This window comes from Rhodovulum iodosum, assembly GCF_041020385.1.
GTDB classification, from domain to species: domain Bacteria; phylum Pseudomonadota; class Alphaproteobacteria; order Rhodobacterales; family Rhodobacteraceae; genus Rhodovulum; species Rhodovulum iodosum.
Genome location: NZ_JBEHHI010000001.1, coordinates 1,302,067 through 1,317,449, shown reverse-complemented (window position 1 = coordinate 1,317,449; position 15,383 = coordinate 1,302,067). Strand labels below are relative to the sequence as shown.

The 15,383-nt window shown below is 72.4% G+C and carries 17 protein-coding genes; 12 read left to right on the top strand and 5 right to left on the bottom strand.

Translation table 11 applies throughout. The features are described from left to right. Positions 1-1,011 carry a flagellin gene (locus Ga0609869_RS06485; protein ID WP_125408283.1) on the top strand — a complete coding sequence of 337 codons (1,011 nt, stop codon included), beginning with the start codon at positions 1-3 and terminating at the stop codon, positions 1,009-1,011. Then, a complete protein-coding gene (locus Ga0609869_RS06480) occupies positions 1,011-2,138 on the top strand; it encodes a flagellar basal body P-ring protein FlgI (protein WP_125408281.1) in 1,128 nt (375 codons plus the stop codon). The genes Ga0609869_RS06485 and Ga0609869_RS06480 overlap by 1 nt, the downstream gene beginning before the upstream one ends. Before the next feature lie 30 nt (positions 2,139-2,168). Here Ga0609869_RS06480 and fliP read toward each other — a convergent pair whose 3' ends face one another. Genes fliP through fliF form a run of 4 tightly spaced genes read right to left on the bottom strand, consistent with a single transcriptional unit; the run spans position 2,169 to position 5,288 of the window. Further along, positions 2,169-2,891 carry a flagellar type III secretion system pore protein FliP gene (fliP, locus tag Ga0609869_RS06475; protein ID WP_125408279.1) on the bottom strand — a complete coding sequence of 241 codons (723 nt, stop codon included), beginning with the start codon at positions 2,889-2,891 and terminating at the stop codon, positions 2,169-2,171. Between the two features lie 3 nt (positions 2,892-2,894). Continuing rightward, entirely contained in the window at positions 2,895-3,182 is a 288-nt protein-coding gene (locus Ga0609869_RS06470; protein WP_125408277.1) for a FliM/FliN family flagellar motor switch protein, read from the bottom strand. Continuing rightward, the gene (locus Ga0609869_RS06465; protein WP_125408275.1) at positions 3,175-3,756 is read right to left on the bottom strand and encodes a FliH/SctL family protein; all 582 of its coding nucleotides are present in this window, start codon (positions 3,754-3,756) and stop codon (positions 3,175-3,177) included. The genes Ga0609869_RS06470 and Ga0609869_RS06465 overlap by 8 nt, the downstream gene beginning before the upstream one ends. Further along, complete coding sequence (gene fliF / locus Ga0609869_RS06460) at positions 3,756-5,288, bottom strand: flagellar basal-body MS-ring/collar protein FliF (RefSeq protein WP_125408273.1); 1,533 nt, start codon at positions 5,286-5,288, stop codon at positions 3,756-3,758. The genes Ga0609869_RS06465 and fliF overlap by 1 nt, the downstream gene beginning before the upstream one ends. A 136-nt stretch (positions 5,289-5,424) precedes the next feature. On the opposite strand from fliF, the gene Ga0609869_RS06455 reads away from it, so the two are divergent. From Ga0609869_RS06455 to Ga0609869_RS06410, 10 genes are all read left to right on the top strand, one after another. Continuing rightward, the gene (locus Ga0609869_RS06455) at positions 5,425-5,910 is read left to right on the top strand and encodes a flagellar basal body-associated FliL family protein (RefSeq protein ID WP_125408271.1); all 486 of its coding nucleotides are present in this window, start codon (positions 5,425-5,427) and stop codon (positions 5,908-5,910) included. A 9-nt stretch (positions 5,911-5,919) separates the two neighbouring features. Beyond that, positions 5,920-6,297 carry a DUF6468 domain-containing protein gene (locus Ga0609869_RS06450; RefSeq protein WP_125408269.1) on the top strand — a complete coding sequence of 126 codons (378 nt, stop codon included), beginning with the start codon at positions 5,920-5,922 and terminating at the stop codon, positions 6,295-6,297. Beyond that, positions 6,294-6,848: a MotE family protein gene (locus tag Ga0609869_RS06445; RefSeq protein WP_125408267.1), complete on the top strand. Its 555-nt coding sequence runs from the start codon at positions 6,294-6,296 to the stop codon at positions 6,846-6,848. The genes Ga0609869_RS06450 and Ga0609869_RS06445 overlap by 4 nt, the downstream gene beginning before the upstream one ends. Positions 6,849-6,915: 67 nt before the next feature. Further along, positions 6,916-7,785, top strand: a complete 870-nt coding sequence (gene motA, locus Ga0609869_RS06440; RefSeq protein WP_125408265.1) for a flagellar motor stator protein MotA — start codon at positions 6,916-6,918, stop codon at positions 7,783-7,785. Beyond that, on the top strand, positions 7,782-9,803 hold the full coding sequence (locus Ga0609869_RS06435; RefSeq protein WP_369022841.1) for a hypothetical protein: 2,022 nt from the start codon (positions 7,782-7,784) through the stop codon (positions 9,801-9,803). Before motA ends, Ga0609869_RS06435 begins: the two co-directional genes overlap by 4 nt. 66 nt (positions 9,804-9,869) lie before the next feature. Next, positions 9,870-10,598, top strand: a complete 729-nt coding sequence (locus Ga0609869_RS06430; RefSeq protein WP_125403045.1) for a lysozyme family protein — start codon at positions 9,870-9,872, stop codon at positions 10,596-10,598. Positions 10,599-10,603: 5 nt separating this feature from the next. Further along, the gene (flhA, locus tag Ga0609869_RS06425; protein WP_125403044.1) at positions 10,604-12,694 is read left to right on the top strand and encodes a flagellar biosynthesis protein FlhA; all 2,091 of its coding nucleotides are present in this window, start codon (positions 10,604-10,606) and stop codon (positions 12,692-12,694) included. Next, positions 12,691-13,458, top strand: a complete 768-nt coding sequence (locus tag Ga0609869_RS06420; protein WP_125403043.1) for a flagellar biosynthetic protein FliR — start codon at positions 12,691-12,693, stop codon at positions 13,456-13,458. The genes flhA and Ga0609869_RS06420 overlap by 4 nt, the downstream gene beginning before the upstream one ends. After that, positions 13,455-14,531 (top strand): EscU/YscU/HrcU family type III secretion system export apparatus switch protein, encoded by a 1,077-nt coding sequence (locus tag Ga0609869_RS06415; protein WP_125403042.1) that lies wholly within the window; start codon positions 13,455-13,457, stop codon positions 14,529-14,531. The genes Ga0609869_RS06420 and Ga0609869_RS06415 overlap by 4 nt, the downstream gene beginning before the upstream one ends. Then, positions 14,528-14,875 (top strand): hypothetical protein, encoded by a 348-nt coding sequence (locus tag Ga0609869_RS06410; RefSeq protein ID WP_125403041.1) that lies wholly within the window; start codon positions 14,528-14,530, stop codon positions 14,873-14,875. Before Ga0609869_RS06415 ends, Ga0609869_RS06410 begins: the two co-directional genes overlap by 4 nt. Here the strand turns inward: Ga0609869_RS06410 and Ga0609869_RS06405 are convergent. Beyond that, the gene (locus Ga0609869_RS06405; protein ID WP_245972075.1) at positions 14,872-15,375 is read right to left on the bottom strand and encodes a flagellar basal body-associated FliL family protein; all 504 of its coding nucleotides are present in this window, start codon (positions 15,373-15,375) and stop codon (positions 14,872-14,874) included. The two genes, Ga0609869_RS06410 and Ga0609869_RS06405, sit on opposite strands and share 4 nt — an antisense overlap. Positions 15,376-15,383: the final 8 nt, after the last annotated feature.

The following is a 15,383-nucleotide window of genomic DNA, read 5'->3' as shown; positions in this document are numbered from 1 at the left end:
ATGAGTTTTCAATCGATCGGCGATCTCTCGCGCAGCTTGCAGATGCGCCAGCACCACGCCCTGCTCCAGACCCGCCTGGCGCGCCTGACCGACGAAGTCGCCAGCGGCGAAACGGCCGATCCGGCCGGGCGTCTGCGCGGCCAGTTCGCCCCCCTCGCCGCGATCGACCGCAGCCTCGCGTTGCTCGACGTTTACGACATATCCGCAGCGAGTGCCGGTGGCCTGGCCGCGGCGATGACAACGAGTCTCGACGCGCTGGGTGCGCGGCTGGGGGGCACGGGCGCAGAGCTGTTGCAGGCTGCCTCGGCCAGCGATAACGCGGCGCTCCGGGCCGTCGGCGCGGGGGCAGAGGCCGGGTTCGGCCAGGCCGTCGCGGCGCTCAACGCCCAGATCGCCGGCCGGTCGGTCTTTGCCGGGGAAGCTGCCGGCGCCGCTGCCCTCGCCCCGGCCGAAGAAATACTCGGTGCGCTGGCGACGGCGGTGGCGGGCGAAACCACCGTGGCCGGGTTGCAGGCCGCGGTCGATACCTGGTTCGACACGCCCGGCGGCGGCTTCGACACGCTGGCCTACCGGGGCGGCGCGGCGGCGGCCGGGGGCATGCGCCTGTCCGACACGCAATCGTTTGCCCTCGACGTGACCGCCGCCGATCCCGCCCTGCGGGCCGGGCTGAAGGCGCTGGCCACCGCCGCGCTCTTGGCCGACGGGGGGGTGATCGGCGGCGATCTTGACGCGCAGGCGGCGCTGGCGCGGCAGTCGGGCGCACAGGCCCTGGGCGCGGTCGGCGGCGTGGCCGAGCTGCAGGCAAGGATTGGCACGGCCGAGGCCGAAATCGAGACCATTCATGCCGAAAACACCGCCCAACGCGATGCTTTGGCGCTGGCCCGTGCGGCGCTTGTCGATGTCGACCCGTATGACACGGCAACCGCGCTGACCGAGACCGAGACGCAGCTTTCGGCGCTTTACGCGGTCACCGCGCGGCTCGCCCGGCTCAGCCTGACGGCGTATCTGTGATGCGCTGCCGCTCTTTGGCCGGCCTGCTCGCGCTCTGGCTCGCCGCGACGCCGGTATGCGCAGGCGTTTTCGACGGCACCGGCGCAACGGTCCGGATCAAGGACCTGGTGGAATTCGACGGCGTGCGCGGTAACGACCTGGTCGGTTACGGCCTCGTGGTCGGGCTGAACGGCAGCGGCGACGGTATCCGAAACGCACCCTTCACCGAAGAGATCCTGTCGAACATGCTCGAACGGCTCGGCGTCAATGTCGCGGGCGAACAGGTACGGCCCAAGAACGTGGCCGCGGTCTTCGTGACCGCCGAATTGCCGCCCTTTGCCCGCGCCGGCGCGCGCATCGACGTGACCGTGTCGGCCATCGGCGACGCCAAGAGCCTGCTGGGCGGCACCCTGGTGATGACCCCGCTCAACGCCGCCGACGGGCAGATCTACGCCGTTGCCCAGGGCACGGTGATCGCCGGCGGCGCCTCGGCCGAGGGCGAGGCCGCGCGCGTCGTGCAGGGGGTGCCGACATCGGGCTCGGTGCCCGCCGGCGCCCGGGTCGAGCGCGAGCTCGATTTCGACTTCGCGGGCATGACCCGGCTGCGGATGGCGCTAAGGACGGCCGATTTCACCACCGCGGCGCGGATCGAGGCGGCGGTGAACGCCGCCTATGGCCGCCCGGTTGCGCGGATGCTCGATTCCGGCACGGTCGAGATCGACATCGCAGCGACCGGCGCCCGCTCGCCGGCCCATGCGTTGCAGCAGATCGAAACGCTGTCGGTCCGGCCCCAGCGCAAGGCACGGGTGGTGGTCGACCAGCGCTCGGGCACGATCGTGATGGGCGAGGATGTGCGCCTATCTCGCGTCGCCGTTTCGCAGGGCAATCTCACGCTGCGGATCAGCGAAACGCCGCTGGTCGCCCAGCCCAACCCCTTTGCCCGCGGCGAGACGGTGGTCGTGCCGCGTACCGAGGCGTCGCTCGAGGAAGAGCCTGGCACCGGGCTGGCCGAGGTCGCGGGCGGCACGTCGCTGTCAGAGGTGGTCGCTGGGCTCAACGCGCTCGGCGTCTCGCCGCGCGACATGATCGACATCCTGAAAAGCATCAAGGCGGCTGGCGCGCTGCATGCCGAATTCGTGGTGCGTTAGAGACTGATCGAGGCCACTTCAGGGCCCGCCCTAGCCATAGCTGCGGACCAGCGCCTCCGACACCAGCCGCCAGCCGTCGGACACCACGAAAAACGCCAGCTTGAACGGCAGCGAAACCACCGCCGGCGGCACCATCATCATGCCCATCGACATCAGCACCGCGGCCACCACCAGGTCGATGACGAGAAACGGCAGAAAGACCAGAAAGCCGACCTCGAAAGCCCGCGAAACCTCGCTCAGCAGGAAGGCGGGGACCATCACCGAAAGCGGCGCCTCGTCGATCGGCCCGCTCGCCGCCGCGCCGTCGCGCAGCGCCCAGAGGCTGTCCAGCGTGTCGGGGTCCAGCCGGCCGGCCATGAACTCGCGGAACGGGGCGAGGGTGCGCGCGAACGCCTCTTCGGGGGCCAGCGTTTCGGCCACGAAGGGCGCGATGCCCGCCTGCCAGGCCTCGGCAAAGACCGGCTCCATCACGAAATAGGTCAGAAAAAGCGCAAGGCTGACGATCAGCATGTTGGGCGGCGATTGCTGTAACCCCAGCCCCTGCCGCAGGATCGCCAACACCGTGACGATAAAGGGAAAGCAGGTCAGCATGATGGCAAGGCCGGGCGCGAGGCTCAGCACCGTGATCAGCAGGAACAGCTGGATCGCCCGGCCGCTGAGCGAGCCGCCCTCGCCCAGCGACAGCGTGATCTCCTGCGCCCCGGCCGGCACGGCGAGGGCGAGCAGCGCGAGACAGGCCCAAAGCGCGCGCACCGCTCAGAACCCGCCCGAGAGGTCGGCCACCTCGGTCAGGCGGACCGCGATGCGCCCCGGCGGGTCGCCGTCGAGCTCTTGCAGCTCGCCGCGGGCGATCAGCCGGTCGCCGACGAAAAGCTCGACCGGGTCGTCCACCCGACGGTCGAGGGGCAGCACCGCGCCCTGCGCCAGCGCCAACAGTTCGCCCACGCGGGGCCGCGCCCGGCCGAGCGCCACGGTGATCTCGATCGGCACCCCGATCAGCGGGTTGCCGGGTGCGGCGGCGCGGGCCTCGGGGCCGTCATCCATAAGCTGACTCCTCTCCTTCGGTTTCCAGAAAATCGCTGATAGCGGCGCCGAGTTCGGCCAGAACAGGCTCGATATCGACCTCGCGCTCGGCATCGCGCCCCGTCAGCCGCGCCTGGCCCGGGCCGAGGTCGTCATCCTCGACGAGCGTGAGCGACAGCGGCGGCCCCGGGCCCAGCGCGGCCTCCAGCGCGGCGCGGTTCTCGGGGCAGACGCGGATCTCGACCGGGGCGCCGGCGGCGGCCTCGGCCAGCCGCTGGGCCGCTTCGAGAACCGTGTCGGCGAACCGGGCGTGCGCGACCTCGGGCAACACCCGCTCGGCCATGGTGCGCAACAGCGGGGCCACGGACTGCACCACGTGGCCGCGGGCCTCGTGATAGGAAAACGAAAGCTCCTGCAGCGCCTTGCCGAAATCGGCGGTGATGTGGTCGCGCTCGGCCGCGGCCGCTGCCACGGCATCGTCCCAGCCGGCGCGATAGCCGTCTTCATAGCCGGCCTGCGGCAGGGCGTCGGCCGGTGCGGCGGTCGGTTCGGCCGGCACCGCGTCAAAGCTTTCCAGGCGCAAGGGGGCGGCCATTACGCGCGCTCCTCGCCCTGTTCGATCCAGTCGCGCAGGATCTCGACGGCCTCGCCGCGGCGGTGCTCTATCAGCCGGCGCAGCCGGGCGGCGGGGGGCGCGTCGTCCGGCGTCGTCGCGTCGGTGCCGGTTTGGCCGATCAGGGTAATCTCGGCCGCCGGGGCGGCGGTGCCCTCGATCTCGCCGGTCAGGCCCTCGGGCGGCGGCAGTTCGGCGGCGCCCGCCGTGGCCCGCCCGACCAGCACGGGGCGCAAGACGAACAACCCCAGAACCAATGCCACCACGGCGAAGACGGCCAGTTGCAACAGCGCCATCGGGTCGGCCAGCGCCGACCAGACCCCGGCGGCCGCAGCCGCCGTGCCCGTGGGCGCGACCGCGGTGAAGGGCAGCGCGCGCAGGGTGATCACGTCGCCGCGCGCGGCGTCGAACCCCACCGAAGAGGCGATCAGGTCGTGCAGCGCCTGCATCTCGTCCTCGGGCAGAGGCCCGCCGGCGGCCTCGCCCGCGTCGATAAGCACCGCCACGCTCAGCCGTTTCAGCGCGCCGGGCTGGCGCAGGATCTCGCGCGCGGTCTCGGACAGCTCGTAATTGGTGCGGGTGCGGGTTTCGCTGTCTTCGCGGGCGCTCGTCCGCTCTGAACTGGCGTCGCCGTCGGGCAGGTTGCTGGCCACGGTCACGGCGCCGCCGTCGTTGTCCTTGGCGGTTTGCCGGCGCTCCGTGGTTTCGGTGCTGACGACGACCCGCCCATCGGGGTCGAAGCGGCGTTCGCGGATCGATTCGCGTTGCGTCACGGTGGCGACGTTGACCTCGACCACCGCCCGGCCGGGCCCGAGGCGCGCCTCGAGCAGACGCTCGACATTGCGTTTCAGTGCGCCGGCGCGGTCGGCCACCGCGCCGGGCAGCGCGGCGCTGTCCGACAGGATCAGCCCGCGCGCGCCGTCGATCACCTCGACCGCCTCGGGGGCGAGACCGGCGACCGAGGCCGCGACCAGATGCCGGAGCGCCTGCGCCTGGCCCGGCGCGAGCGGCCCGCTGACCGTGGTGACGGTGACTGCCGCCGAGGGCGCCGCCACCCTGCGAAAGCTCTGCCGCGCGGGCGTGGCCAGGTGCACCCTTGCGCTGCGGATCTGTGGCGAGGCCAGGACCGTGCGCGCAAGCTCGCCCTCCTTCGCGCGCCAGTAGGCGGCGTCGAACATCTGCGACGTGGTGCCGAAACCCGAAAGCGAATCGAGCAGCTCGTAGCCCGCCGCGCCGTTGCTGGGCAACCCGTCGCTGGCCAGCGTCAGGCGCAGCGCGTCGCGCTGGCGCGCGTCCACATAGATCGCCTCGCCGCGCACCTCGTGGGCGACGGCGGCCTGTTCGAGTGCGCGGACGACCTCGCCGGCGGCACCGGGCGCCAGCCCGGAATACAGCAGCGCCATCCGGGGCGCCGCAGCCATCTGCGACAGCGCGAGAACGGCGGCGAACACGCCAAGCGTCGCCAGCGCGACGATCGCGCGTTTTCGCGCGTCGAGCGCTGACCAGACAGCCATGATCTGGGCCAAGGCGTCGTACTCCGGTTGAGGGCTTCTGCCCGGTTGCAGGGCCGATCCTGCACGCGCCGCGCTTAACAATCGGTTAGCCCTCGCAGGGTTAGGACGGGACAACGCCAGGAACCGGAGCCCGACCATGACCGACGCAACCGCAGACACCGCGCCCCGATCCCCGCGCCGGGGCCTTTTGCTTGGGCTGGTGCTGGCCGCGACCCTTGGCGCGGCCGCGTTCGCGGCGACATACCTGGGGCTGGTGACGCTTCCGCTGGCCGCGGTCGGGCATGGCGGCACCGCGTCGGCGGCGGGGGATGGCAAGGCCGATCTGCCCGCCTTCGTGCCGGTCGATCCGCTGATCGTGTCACTCGGCCCGGCCGCGTCGGCGCGGCATCTGCGATTCGAGGCCGAGCTTCAGGTCGATCCGGCCCATGCAGGCGAGGTGCGGCACCTGCTGCCGCGCATCCTCGATCTCTTCAACAGCTACCTGCGGGCGGTCGAACTGGCCGAGCTGGAAAACCCCGCGGCGCTGATCCGGCTGCGGGCCCAGATGTTGCGGCGGGTACAGCTGATCGCCGGCGACGGCCGCGTGCAGGACCTGCTGATAACCGAATTCGTGCTGAACTGAGGGGGTGATATGGCCTTGATCGCGGATATCCTGCTGGTGGCGGGCGCCCTGGGCGCCGCCATCTACTGCCTTGTCCTGGCCCGGCGCCTGCGCCGGTTCAACGACCTCGAATCGGGGATGGGCGGGGCGATCGCCACGCTGTCGGCCCAGGTCGACGACATGACCCGGGCGCTGGACGGCGCGCGTGAGGCTGCGCATGCCTCGTCGGCCTCGCTGGAGGGGGTCACCGCCCGCGCCGAAGGCGCGGCCCAGCGGCTGGAGCTTATGGTGGCCGCCCTGCATGACCTGCCGCCGGCCCATGGCACCCAAGAACCTGCGCAGCCCGAATCGCGCGACGACGCGCCCGACGGGTTTTTCTGGCGCAGCCGCCGGGAGGCCGGGGCATGAGCCGTGCGCGGCGCGCAGGCCCCGGGGCGTTGCTGGTCATCGCCGGGCTCTTCGTCGTCTCTGGCGCGGCCCGCATGGGGGGCGGTATGGCCCAGGCGCTGGCCGCCGAGGTCCAGGCGGCCGCCGCCCCCTGTGCCCAGCCACCGGGCATCGCGGCGACTCTGGGGGCGTTGAGCGCGCGCGACGCGGCGCTTTCCGAGCGCGAGGCCCGCCTGGTCGAGCGCGAGACGGCCCTCACCCTCGCGCGCAAGGAGATCGCCATCCAGATGTCGGACCTCGAGGCCGCCGAGGACAGCCTGCGCGCGGTTCTGGCCGTGGCCGAGAAAGCCGCCGAAAGCGACGTGGCGCGGCTGACGGCGGTCTACGAGAACATGAAACCGAAAGAGGCCGCCGCGCTCTTCGCCGAGATGGCGCCGAGTTTCGCGGCCGGCTTTCTCGGCCGGATGCGGCCCGAGGCCGCGGCGGCGGTGATGGCCGGCCTGCCGCCCGAGGCCGCCTATTCGATCAGCGTGATCCTTGCCGGCCGCAACGCCGAGGTGCCCACGAAATGACATGCCCATCGTCACCGTCTCCGTTTGCCATGCGGCGCCGGCCCACCGCCATCGGCGAGGCGCGGCGATGATCGGGCTCGCAGGCATCGCCCTCGTCTTCGTCATGGTCTTCGGCGGTTATGTCGCCGCCGGCGGCAAGCTGGGGATCATACTGCACGCGCTGCCCTACGAACTGGCGATGATCGGCGGCGCGGCGGCCGGCGCGTTTGTCCTGGGCAACGACATGGCGGCGATCAAGCGCACGCTCGGCGATATCGGCCGGGTGTTCAAAGGCCCGAGATGGACGCCAGCCGACTACCGCGACCTGCTCTGCCTGCTGTTCGAGCTGATCCGCCTGGCCCGGCAGAACCCGGTCGGGCTGGAAGAGCATGTGGAATCGCCCGAAAGCTCGGCCATCTTCGCCCGATACCCGCGCGTGCAGGCCGATGCCGAGGCCGTGTCGTTGATCTGCGACACCTTGCGGGCCGCGGCAATGAACTACGACGACCCGCATCAGGTCGAGGAGGTTCTGGAAAAACGGATGGACGGGCACCACGCCCTTGCGCTGCATTCCAGCCACGCCCTGCAGACGGTGGCCGACGGCCTGCCCGCGCTCGGCATCGTCGCCGCCGTCCTGGGGGTGATCAAGACCATGGGCGCGATCGACCAGCCGCCCGAGATCCTGGGAAAGCTGATCGGCGGCGCCCTGGTGGGGACGTTTCTCGGCGTCTTCCTGGCCTACGGCCTGGTCGGCCCGTTCGCCGTCAAGCTGCGCGCCGTGGTCGAGGAAGACAGCCATTTCTACCGTCTGATCCGCGAGGTGCTGGTCGCCAACCTTTACAACCACGCGCCGAATATCTGCATCGAGGTCGGCCGGCAAAACGCGCCCGGTACCGTGCGCCCGGGCTTTGCCGAGCTGGAAAAGGCGCTCAAGGCCACCCGCAAGGAGGCCGCATGAGACCTGCCTTCGTACTGTTGGCGATGCTTTCGCTCTGCGGCGGGCCGGCGGCACTGGCCGAGACGGTGCCGGTGCGGTCGGGCGAGCATGCGGGGTTCGCCCGGCTGGTCTTTCCCCTTGCCGAGCCCACGGACTGGCGGCTGGGGCGCGACGGCAACGGGTATGTGCTGCGGTTCGGGCGCACCGACATGGCGTTCGACCTCGGCCGGGTGTTCCGGTTTATCCGGCGCGACCGGATCGCTTCGGTCACCGCCGATCCCGAGGCCGGCCTCGTGCGTGTCGCACTCGCCTGCACCTGCCATGCCGACGCTTTCGAGCTGCGCCCGGGCCTCGTCGTGCTCGACATCAAGGACGGCCCGCCGCCCGCGACCGGCCGTTTCGAGGCGCGGCTCGCCCCGGTTGCAGCGGCGGCGGTGGCGCCGGTCCTGCCTCCACCCGCCATGGCGCGCCCGCCGATCGACCCGATCGGGCCTTTCGCTCTGCCATCTGACGGCCCGGACGCGGCCCGCGCGGCGCAGCTTCAGCGCCGGCTCGCGCGCGACCTCGGGCGGGCGGCGGCGCAGGGTCTTATCGCCCCCGAAATCGACCTGCCGGTGCAGGCCGCGCCTGCGGCCCGCCGCCGGGCGGCGCCCGTGCCGGCGCCGCCGCCCGTGCCCGAGGGGCCCCAGATGCGGGTCTCGACCAGCATCGACCGCGGGCTTGGAGCGGTTGCGCACCCGCCCGTCACCGAATCCGGCACCGCGTGTCTGCCCGACGACCTTTTCGCCCTGGGCGACTGGACCGGCCCGCACAGGGCGGCGGCCGATATCGGGGCGGCGCGCGCGGCGCTTTTCGACGGGCGCGACCGCGCGGTGCCCGGCGCGGCGCTGCATCTGGCCCGCACCTACCTGGCGCTGGGCTTCGGCGCCGAAGCCCGCGCCGCCCTCGCAGAGGCCGAGCCGCCCGCGAGGCAGGTCTGGCTGCTGCTGGAAATGGCCGAGATCATCGACCACGGCGCCGCCCGGCACCCGGCGAAGTTCGCGCCGCAGATGTCGTGCAGCGGCGACGCGGCGCTCTGGGCGGTGCTGGCGCAGCCGCACCTGGCCCGCGGCGTGGCGATCGACCGGGCCGCGGTTCGGCGCGCCTTTTCCGGCCTTCCGCCGCATCTGCGCCGGTTGCTCGGCCCGCCGCTGGTCGCGCGCTTTCTCGACATCGGGGACCGTGACACGGCCAGCGTGCTGCGCGCGGCGCTCGACCGGCCCGGGGCCAGCCCGGCCCCCGAGACGCGGCTGCTGGAGGCCCGCGTCGCGCTGGATGGCGCGCATCCCGAGGCCGCCGAGGCGGCGCTTTCGGCGCTGGCCGCACGGGGCGGTGCGGCGGGGGCCGAGGCGGCGGCGATGTTGCTGGAACACCGGATCGCCCGCGGCGTGCCCCCGACGACCGACGCGGTGCTTGCCGCGCTTGCCCTCGCGCATGAGCACCGGCGCGGGCCGCTCGGGCCGCGCCTGGTGCGGGCCGCGGTAAAGGGCCTTGCCCTCGGGGGCGCGTTCGACGACGCGCTGGCACAGATGCGCCGGCACGGCCTGTTGGCGGACCGCGCGCTTTGCGACGCCGTGCTGGCCACCCTGACCGACCGCGGCGGCGATGCCGCGTTCCTCCGCCAAGTGGCGGCGGCGCTGTCGGGAGCCGGTCTGACCCTGCCCGAATCAGGGTTGCCGGCCCCCGCGGCGGTGCGGTTGGCCGGGCTCGGGTTCTCGGTGGAAGAGGGTAAACTCCGGGCGCTCGCCGCGGCCCGCCCGGCGGGCGCCGCCGCGCCTCTGCCCACAGACGCCGCCGCCGGGCTGCGCGCGGCCTGGGCCGCGGGCGACTGGGCCGCGCTGGCCGGCAGCGACCGGCCCGCCCTGCGCAGGCTTGCCGAGCATCGGCAGACCGCGCCGGCCCAAAGCGGCAGCCTTGCCGAGGCGCAGGGCATTCTGGAGGGCAGTGCGGCGCTGCGCGACGCGCTCACCGACCTCGGCGCGCAGGACCCGTCCGGCTGAGGCTCATCTTTCGTCAACCTGTGCCGGTCTATCCTCGCGGAGACCGACCTGCAGAGAGGCGCCAGAATGGCACGACCCCCCGCGATCTGCCCGGGCAGGCTTTGCGCCGCCCTTCTCGTCCTCTGGCTCGGCCCGGTCGCGGCGGCGGCATCGGGCGGCGCGGCCGACCCGTCGACCATGTGCGAGCGCGCCGCGCAGGCCGCCGCGCGCGCCACCGGCGTGCCCCTGCCGGTGCTCAGGGCGATCAGCCTGACCGAGACCGGGCGCAAACGCGGCGGCCGCCTTCGCCCATGGCCCTGGACCGTCAACATGGAGGGCAAGGGCCAATGGTTCGACGACCCGGCCGCGGCGCAGGCCTTTGTCGACAGGCATTTCCGCCGCGGCGCCCGCAGCTTTGACGTGGGCTGCTTCCAGCTCAACTACAAATGGCACCACCGCGGGTTCGACTCGGTCGCGCAGATGTTCGAGCCCGAGGCCAGCGCGCTTTACGCCGCGCGCTTCCTGTCCGAGCTTTTCCGTGAGACCGGCGACTGGAGCAAGGCCGCCGGCGCCTACCATTCGCGCACGCCGAAATTCGCCAGCCGGTACCGCAAGAGGTTCGACCGGCTGCTCGCCGGGCTCGGCCCGCCGCCGACGACCGCCCGCGGGACGACGGCGCCGGCCCCGGTGGGGCCGCGGGTCAACCGCTATCCGCTGCTCACCGGCGGCGCGGGCCCGCGCGCGCCGGGGTCGCTGGTGCCGCTGGGCGGCGCCGTCGCGGTGCCGCTGTTCACACGCGCCGTGGCCGGAGGCTGAGCCCGATGCCCGAGTTGCGCCTGGCCGACCTTTTTCGCCCCACCATCCTGCTGGCGCTGGCGCTGATGGCGGTGATCGTGATGATGATCCTGCCGATGCCGGCACAGGTGCTCGATATCGGGCTGGCGGTGTCCTTTGCGCTGGCGATCCTGATCTTCACGGTGACCCTCTTCGTCGAGCGGCCGCTCGATTTCTCCGCGTTTCCGACGGTGCTGCTGGCATCGCTGATGCTCAGGCTGTCGCTCAACGTCTCGTCGACCAAGCTTATCATCGGCCAGGGCCATACCGGCACGCGCGCCGCGGGCGACGTGATCGAGGGATTCGCGATGTTCGTGATGGGCGGCAGCGTGTTCCTCGGGCTCGTCGTCTTCGGCGTGCTGATGATCGTGAACTTCATCGTCATCACCAAGGGCGCGGGGCGCATGGCCGAGGTCGGCGCGCGGTTTGCGCTGGACGCGATGCCGGGCAAGCAACTGGCCATCGACAGCGACATGGCCGCCGGCGCCATCACCCACGAAGAGGCCCGCGCAAGGCGCGAGCGCGAGCAGGCCGAGACCAGCTTTTTCGGCTCGCTCGACGGGGCGTCGAAATTCGTCAAGGGCGACGCGGTGGCGGGGCTGCTGATCACGTTGCTGAACCTGGTGATGGGCCTCGCCATAGGCCTGATCCAGCATGACATGCCGATTGTCCGCGCGCTGGAGACCTATGCGATCCTGACCGTCGGCGACGGGCTGGTCACGCAGATCCCGGCGGTTATCATCTCGATCGCGTCGGCCCTGTTGCTGGCGCGCGGCGGGGCGACGGGGGCGGCGGATCTGGCGCTTGTCACCCAGCTGGGGCGGCATCCGGCGGCGCTGGCCACCGTCGCGGTTCTGATGGCGCTGTTCGCACTGGTGCCGGGGTTGCCGTTCCTGCCCTTCCTCGCCGGGGCGCTGGCGCTGGGCGCGGCGGCCTTTTTCACCGCGCGCGGGCGTGACCGCGCCGCCAGGGCCGTGACCGAGGCCGCCGCGCCCGAGGCCGCGCCGGCCGGACCGCCGCCACTGGGCGATCTGATCGACCTCGACGACATCCACGTCGAATTCGCGCCCGACCTGGTGGGCATGGTGCTGGATCCCGCGGCCGGGCTGGAGGCGCGCATCGCCTCGATGCGGCGCCATATCGCCGAGCGTTACGGGCTGATCCTGCCCGAGATCCGGCTGACAGACGACGCCGCCCTGCCGGAAGGCGCCTATGTCATTCGCATCCAGGGGGTGGCGCAGGCGCGCGACAGGCTGCGCGGCGACCGTGTGCTGGCGCTGGCTCCGGACTCCGGCCCCGACCTGCCCCCCGGCGAGGCGGTGAGCGAGCCCGTCTACGGCGCTCCGGCCCGCTGGGTGGCGGCCGGGGCGCGCGAAGACCTGGTACTGGCCGGTGTCACCGTGGTCGGCCCGTCCGAGGTTCTGGCGACCCATCTGCTTGAGGTGATCCGCCAGAACCTCGCGCTCTTGATGACCCACAAGGCGTTGCGCCGCCTGCTGGATGAGCTTGGCGGCCTGTCAGACCGCGCGCGGGGCGAGGCCAACCGGCGGCTGATCGAAGAACTCGTGCCCGACCGCGTGCCGTTCGAGCTGTTGCTGGCGGTGCTGCGCCTGCTGCTGGAAGAGCGCGTGTCGATCCGCAACATGCCGCTGATCCTCGAGGCTATCGCGGCGGCACGCCCGGCCGTGCCCAGCCCCGAGGCCTTGTGCGAACATGTCCGCCACCGGATGGCGTTCCAGCTGGTGGCCGAACATCGCCGCGCCGACGGCACCGTGCCGCTGATCCAGCTTGCCCCGGAATGGGAGGACCGCTTTGCCGCGCACCAGGTGGGCGCAGAGACCGGCGCGCCCGATATCGCGCTGCCGCCGGAGACGTTCAACCGCCTCGCTTCGGCGCTGGCCGACACGCTCGCGCGCGTGTCCGAGCAGGGCGCGGCGCCGGTGCTGGTCGCCGCAACGCGCCGGCGGCGGTTTCTGCGCACGGTTCTGACGGCCAAAGGCCTGGGCACGCCGGTGCTGTCCTACGAAGAGCTGGGCACCCAGGCCCGGCCGGCGATCCTCGGGGTGGTGCCGGCATGAGCGTGGGCCTTGCCGATCTGCTGGCGCGGGCCGAGGCCGGGTTCGCAATCGCGGCCCTGGTTTTCTTGCGGGTGGGCGGGGTTATGGCGCTATTGCCCGGCCTAGGCGAACGCAGCGTGCCTGCGCGGGTGCGCCTGGCACTGGCGCTGGGGTTCACCGCCATCGTCGCGCCCGCACTCGCCGGGGTGCTGGCCCCGCTGGCGCTGAGCCCGCGCATCATGCTGGCCGAGGCGGTTTGCGGGCTGACCCTCGGTATCGCGCTGCGCATCGCGGTGCTGGCCTTGCAGACGGCGGGCGATATTGCCGCGCAATCGGCATCGCTTTCGCAGATCCTGGGCGGCGCGGCGCTTGACCCGCAGCCGGCGATGGGACGGCTGATCGTGATGGGTGGGCTGGCGCTGGCCGCGATTTCGGGCCTGCCGGTGCGCGCGGCCGAGGCGATGATACTGTCCTATGACGCGCTGCCGCCCGGGCGGTTTCCGGTGCCGGGCCTTCTGGCCGATTGGGGTGTGGGGCGGGTCGCGCGCGGCTTTGCCGTCGCGGTGACGCTGGCCATGCCGTTCGTCATCGCCGGGGTCATCTACAATATAGCGCTGGGCGTCATCAACCGGGCGATGCCCCAGCTTATGGTCGCCTTCGTGGGTGCCCCGGCGCTGACGCTCGGCGGGCTCGTGCTGCTCTTTCTCGCGGCGCCGGGCCTGCTGGAGGTGTGGCGCGCGCTGCTGCTGGACACCCTGGCCGCGCCGTTCGCCGCCACGCCATGAGCGAGACCGCAGACAAACCGCACGCGCCCACGGGCAAGAAGCTGGAAGAGGCGCGGCGCAAGGGCGATATCGCCCGGTCGACCGATCTGAACACGGCCGCCGCCTATGCAGGCCTGGTGCTGACCGGGCTGGTGGCGGGCGGGGGCGCGCTGGCCGGGCTGGGCGGCCTGGGCGCCGGCGTCTTGCAGCGCGCCGATACGCTGTCGGCGCTGATGTTCGACGGCGCGGCCCGCCCGCCAGTGGGCGGCCTGATGGCCAGCGTGGCGCAGCAGGCGGCGCCCTGGTTTGCCGGCCCGGCGGCGGCGGTGCTGCTGAGCGTTCTGGCCCAACGCAGCCTCGTCGTCGCCCCGGAAAAGCTGCGCCCCAAACTGTCGCGGCTCTCGCCCATCGCCACGGCGGGCCAGAAATTCGGCCGCTCGGGCCTCTTCGAGTTTTCCAAGAGCACGGTCAAGCTGGTGATCTATGCCGTGCTGCTGGGCCTTTACCTGTCGGCACGGCTCGACCGGCTGCTTCTGACGATGCGGCTGGGCGCCGAGCCGGCCGTCGCGGTGCTGCTGCGCCTGTCCGTCGAGTTCCTCATGGTGGCGGCGATGGTCGCGCTGGCCATCGGCGGGGTCGATTTCCTTTGGCAGCGGGCCGAGCTTGAGCGGCGCAACCGGATGACCCACCAAGAGGTCAGGGACGAGATCAAGCAAAGCGAAGGCGACCCGCATTTGAAACAGACCCGGCGTGCGCGCGGGCGCGATATCGCGACCAACCGGATGCTGGGTGATGTGCCCAAGGCCGATGTGGTCATCGTCAACCCGCAGCACTACGCCGTGGCGCTGATGTGGTCGCCCGAAATGGCCACGGCGCCGGTCTGCCTGGCCAAGGGCGCCGACGAGGTCGCGGCGCGGATCCGGCAGGCCGCGGCGGCGGCAGGGGTGCCGATCAGGCGCGACCCGCCCACCGCCCGCGCGCTGTTCGCAACGGTCGAGATCGGCGCGCCGGTGCCGCCCGCGCAATACCGCGCCGTGGCCGCCGCGATCCGCTTTGCAGAGGCGATGCGCGTCCGGGCGCGGAGCGGCCGATGAGCCCTGAAGAGATGCGCCGCCTGACCCGCCTCGGGCAGCTCGCCGGCCTGCTGCGCGAGGCGGCGCTTGCCGATCTGGCCGCGGCGCGCGCCCGCCGGGTGCGGATCGAGGGCGCGATTGCCCGGCTCGACACCCCGCCGGCCCAGCCCGAGGGCGCCGACAGCCCCGCCAGCCGTGCCGGCGCGGCCCGCCGCTGGCACGATTGGGTCCGCGCCCGCAAGACGGTGCTGAACGCCGACCTGGCCCGCGCCCGGGTAGGCGAAGAGGCGGCCCGCACCGCGGCCGCGAAATCGCAGGGCCGGGCCGAGGCGCTGGCGCGGCTCGCCGCGCGGCGCAGGCGCTAGCTGTCCTGGCGGACCATATCGACGATCAGCACCCCGCGGACATGCGCGCCCAGCACCCGCCGCGCGACCTCCAGCAGTGCCGCGCGCAGCCGCTCGACCCGCCGGGTTTCGGTAAAGGCGCCATCGAACCCGCCGGAATTGGCGTGGTCGAAGAGCACGGCCAGGAACCCGTCGCGCAGCTTGGGCTCTTGCGCATAAACGGTTTCGCGCTCGCCCGGCGGCATTTCCAGGCTCACGCCCATCACCACCAACGACGCCACCCGGCCGTCCGACAGGACCGGGACGACGAACTGGTTGTTGAGCTTGACGTAATCGGATGCGCCGGTCGCGCCGTTGCCGGCCGCGCCGGTCGATGTCCCGTGCGGCACGGCGTCATGGGCATCGGCGCCTGCGGGCGTCTCGGCGGTGTCCGCCGCGGGCGCCGGCCGCAGCATCGCGCCGGCCGCGGCGCCCAGGCCAAGGCCGGCCACGGCCAGCAGAACGGGCGTTATCCTGGTCAAGGCGCGGC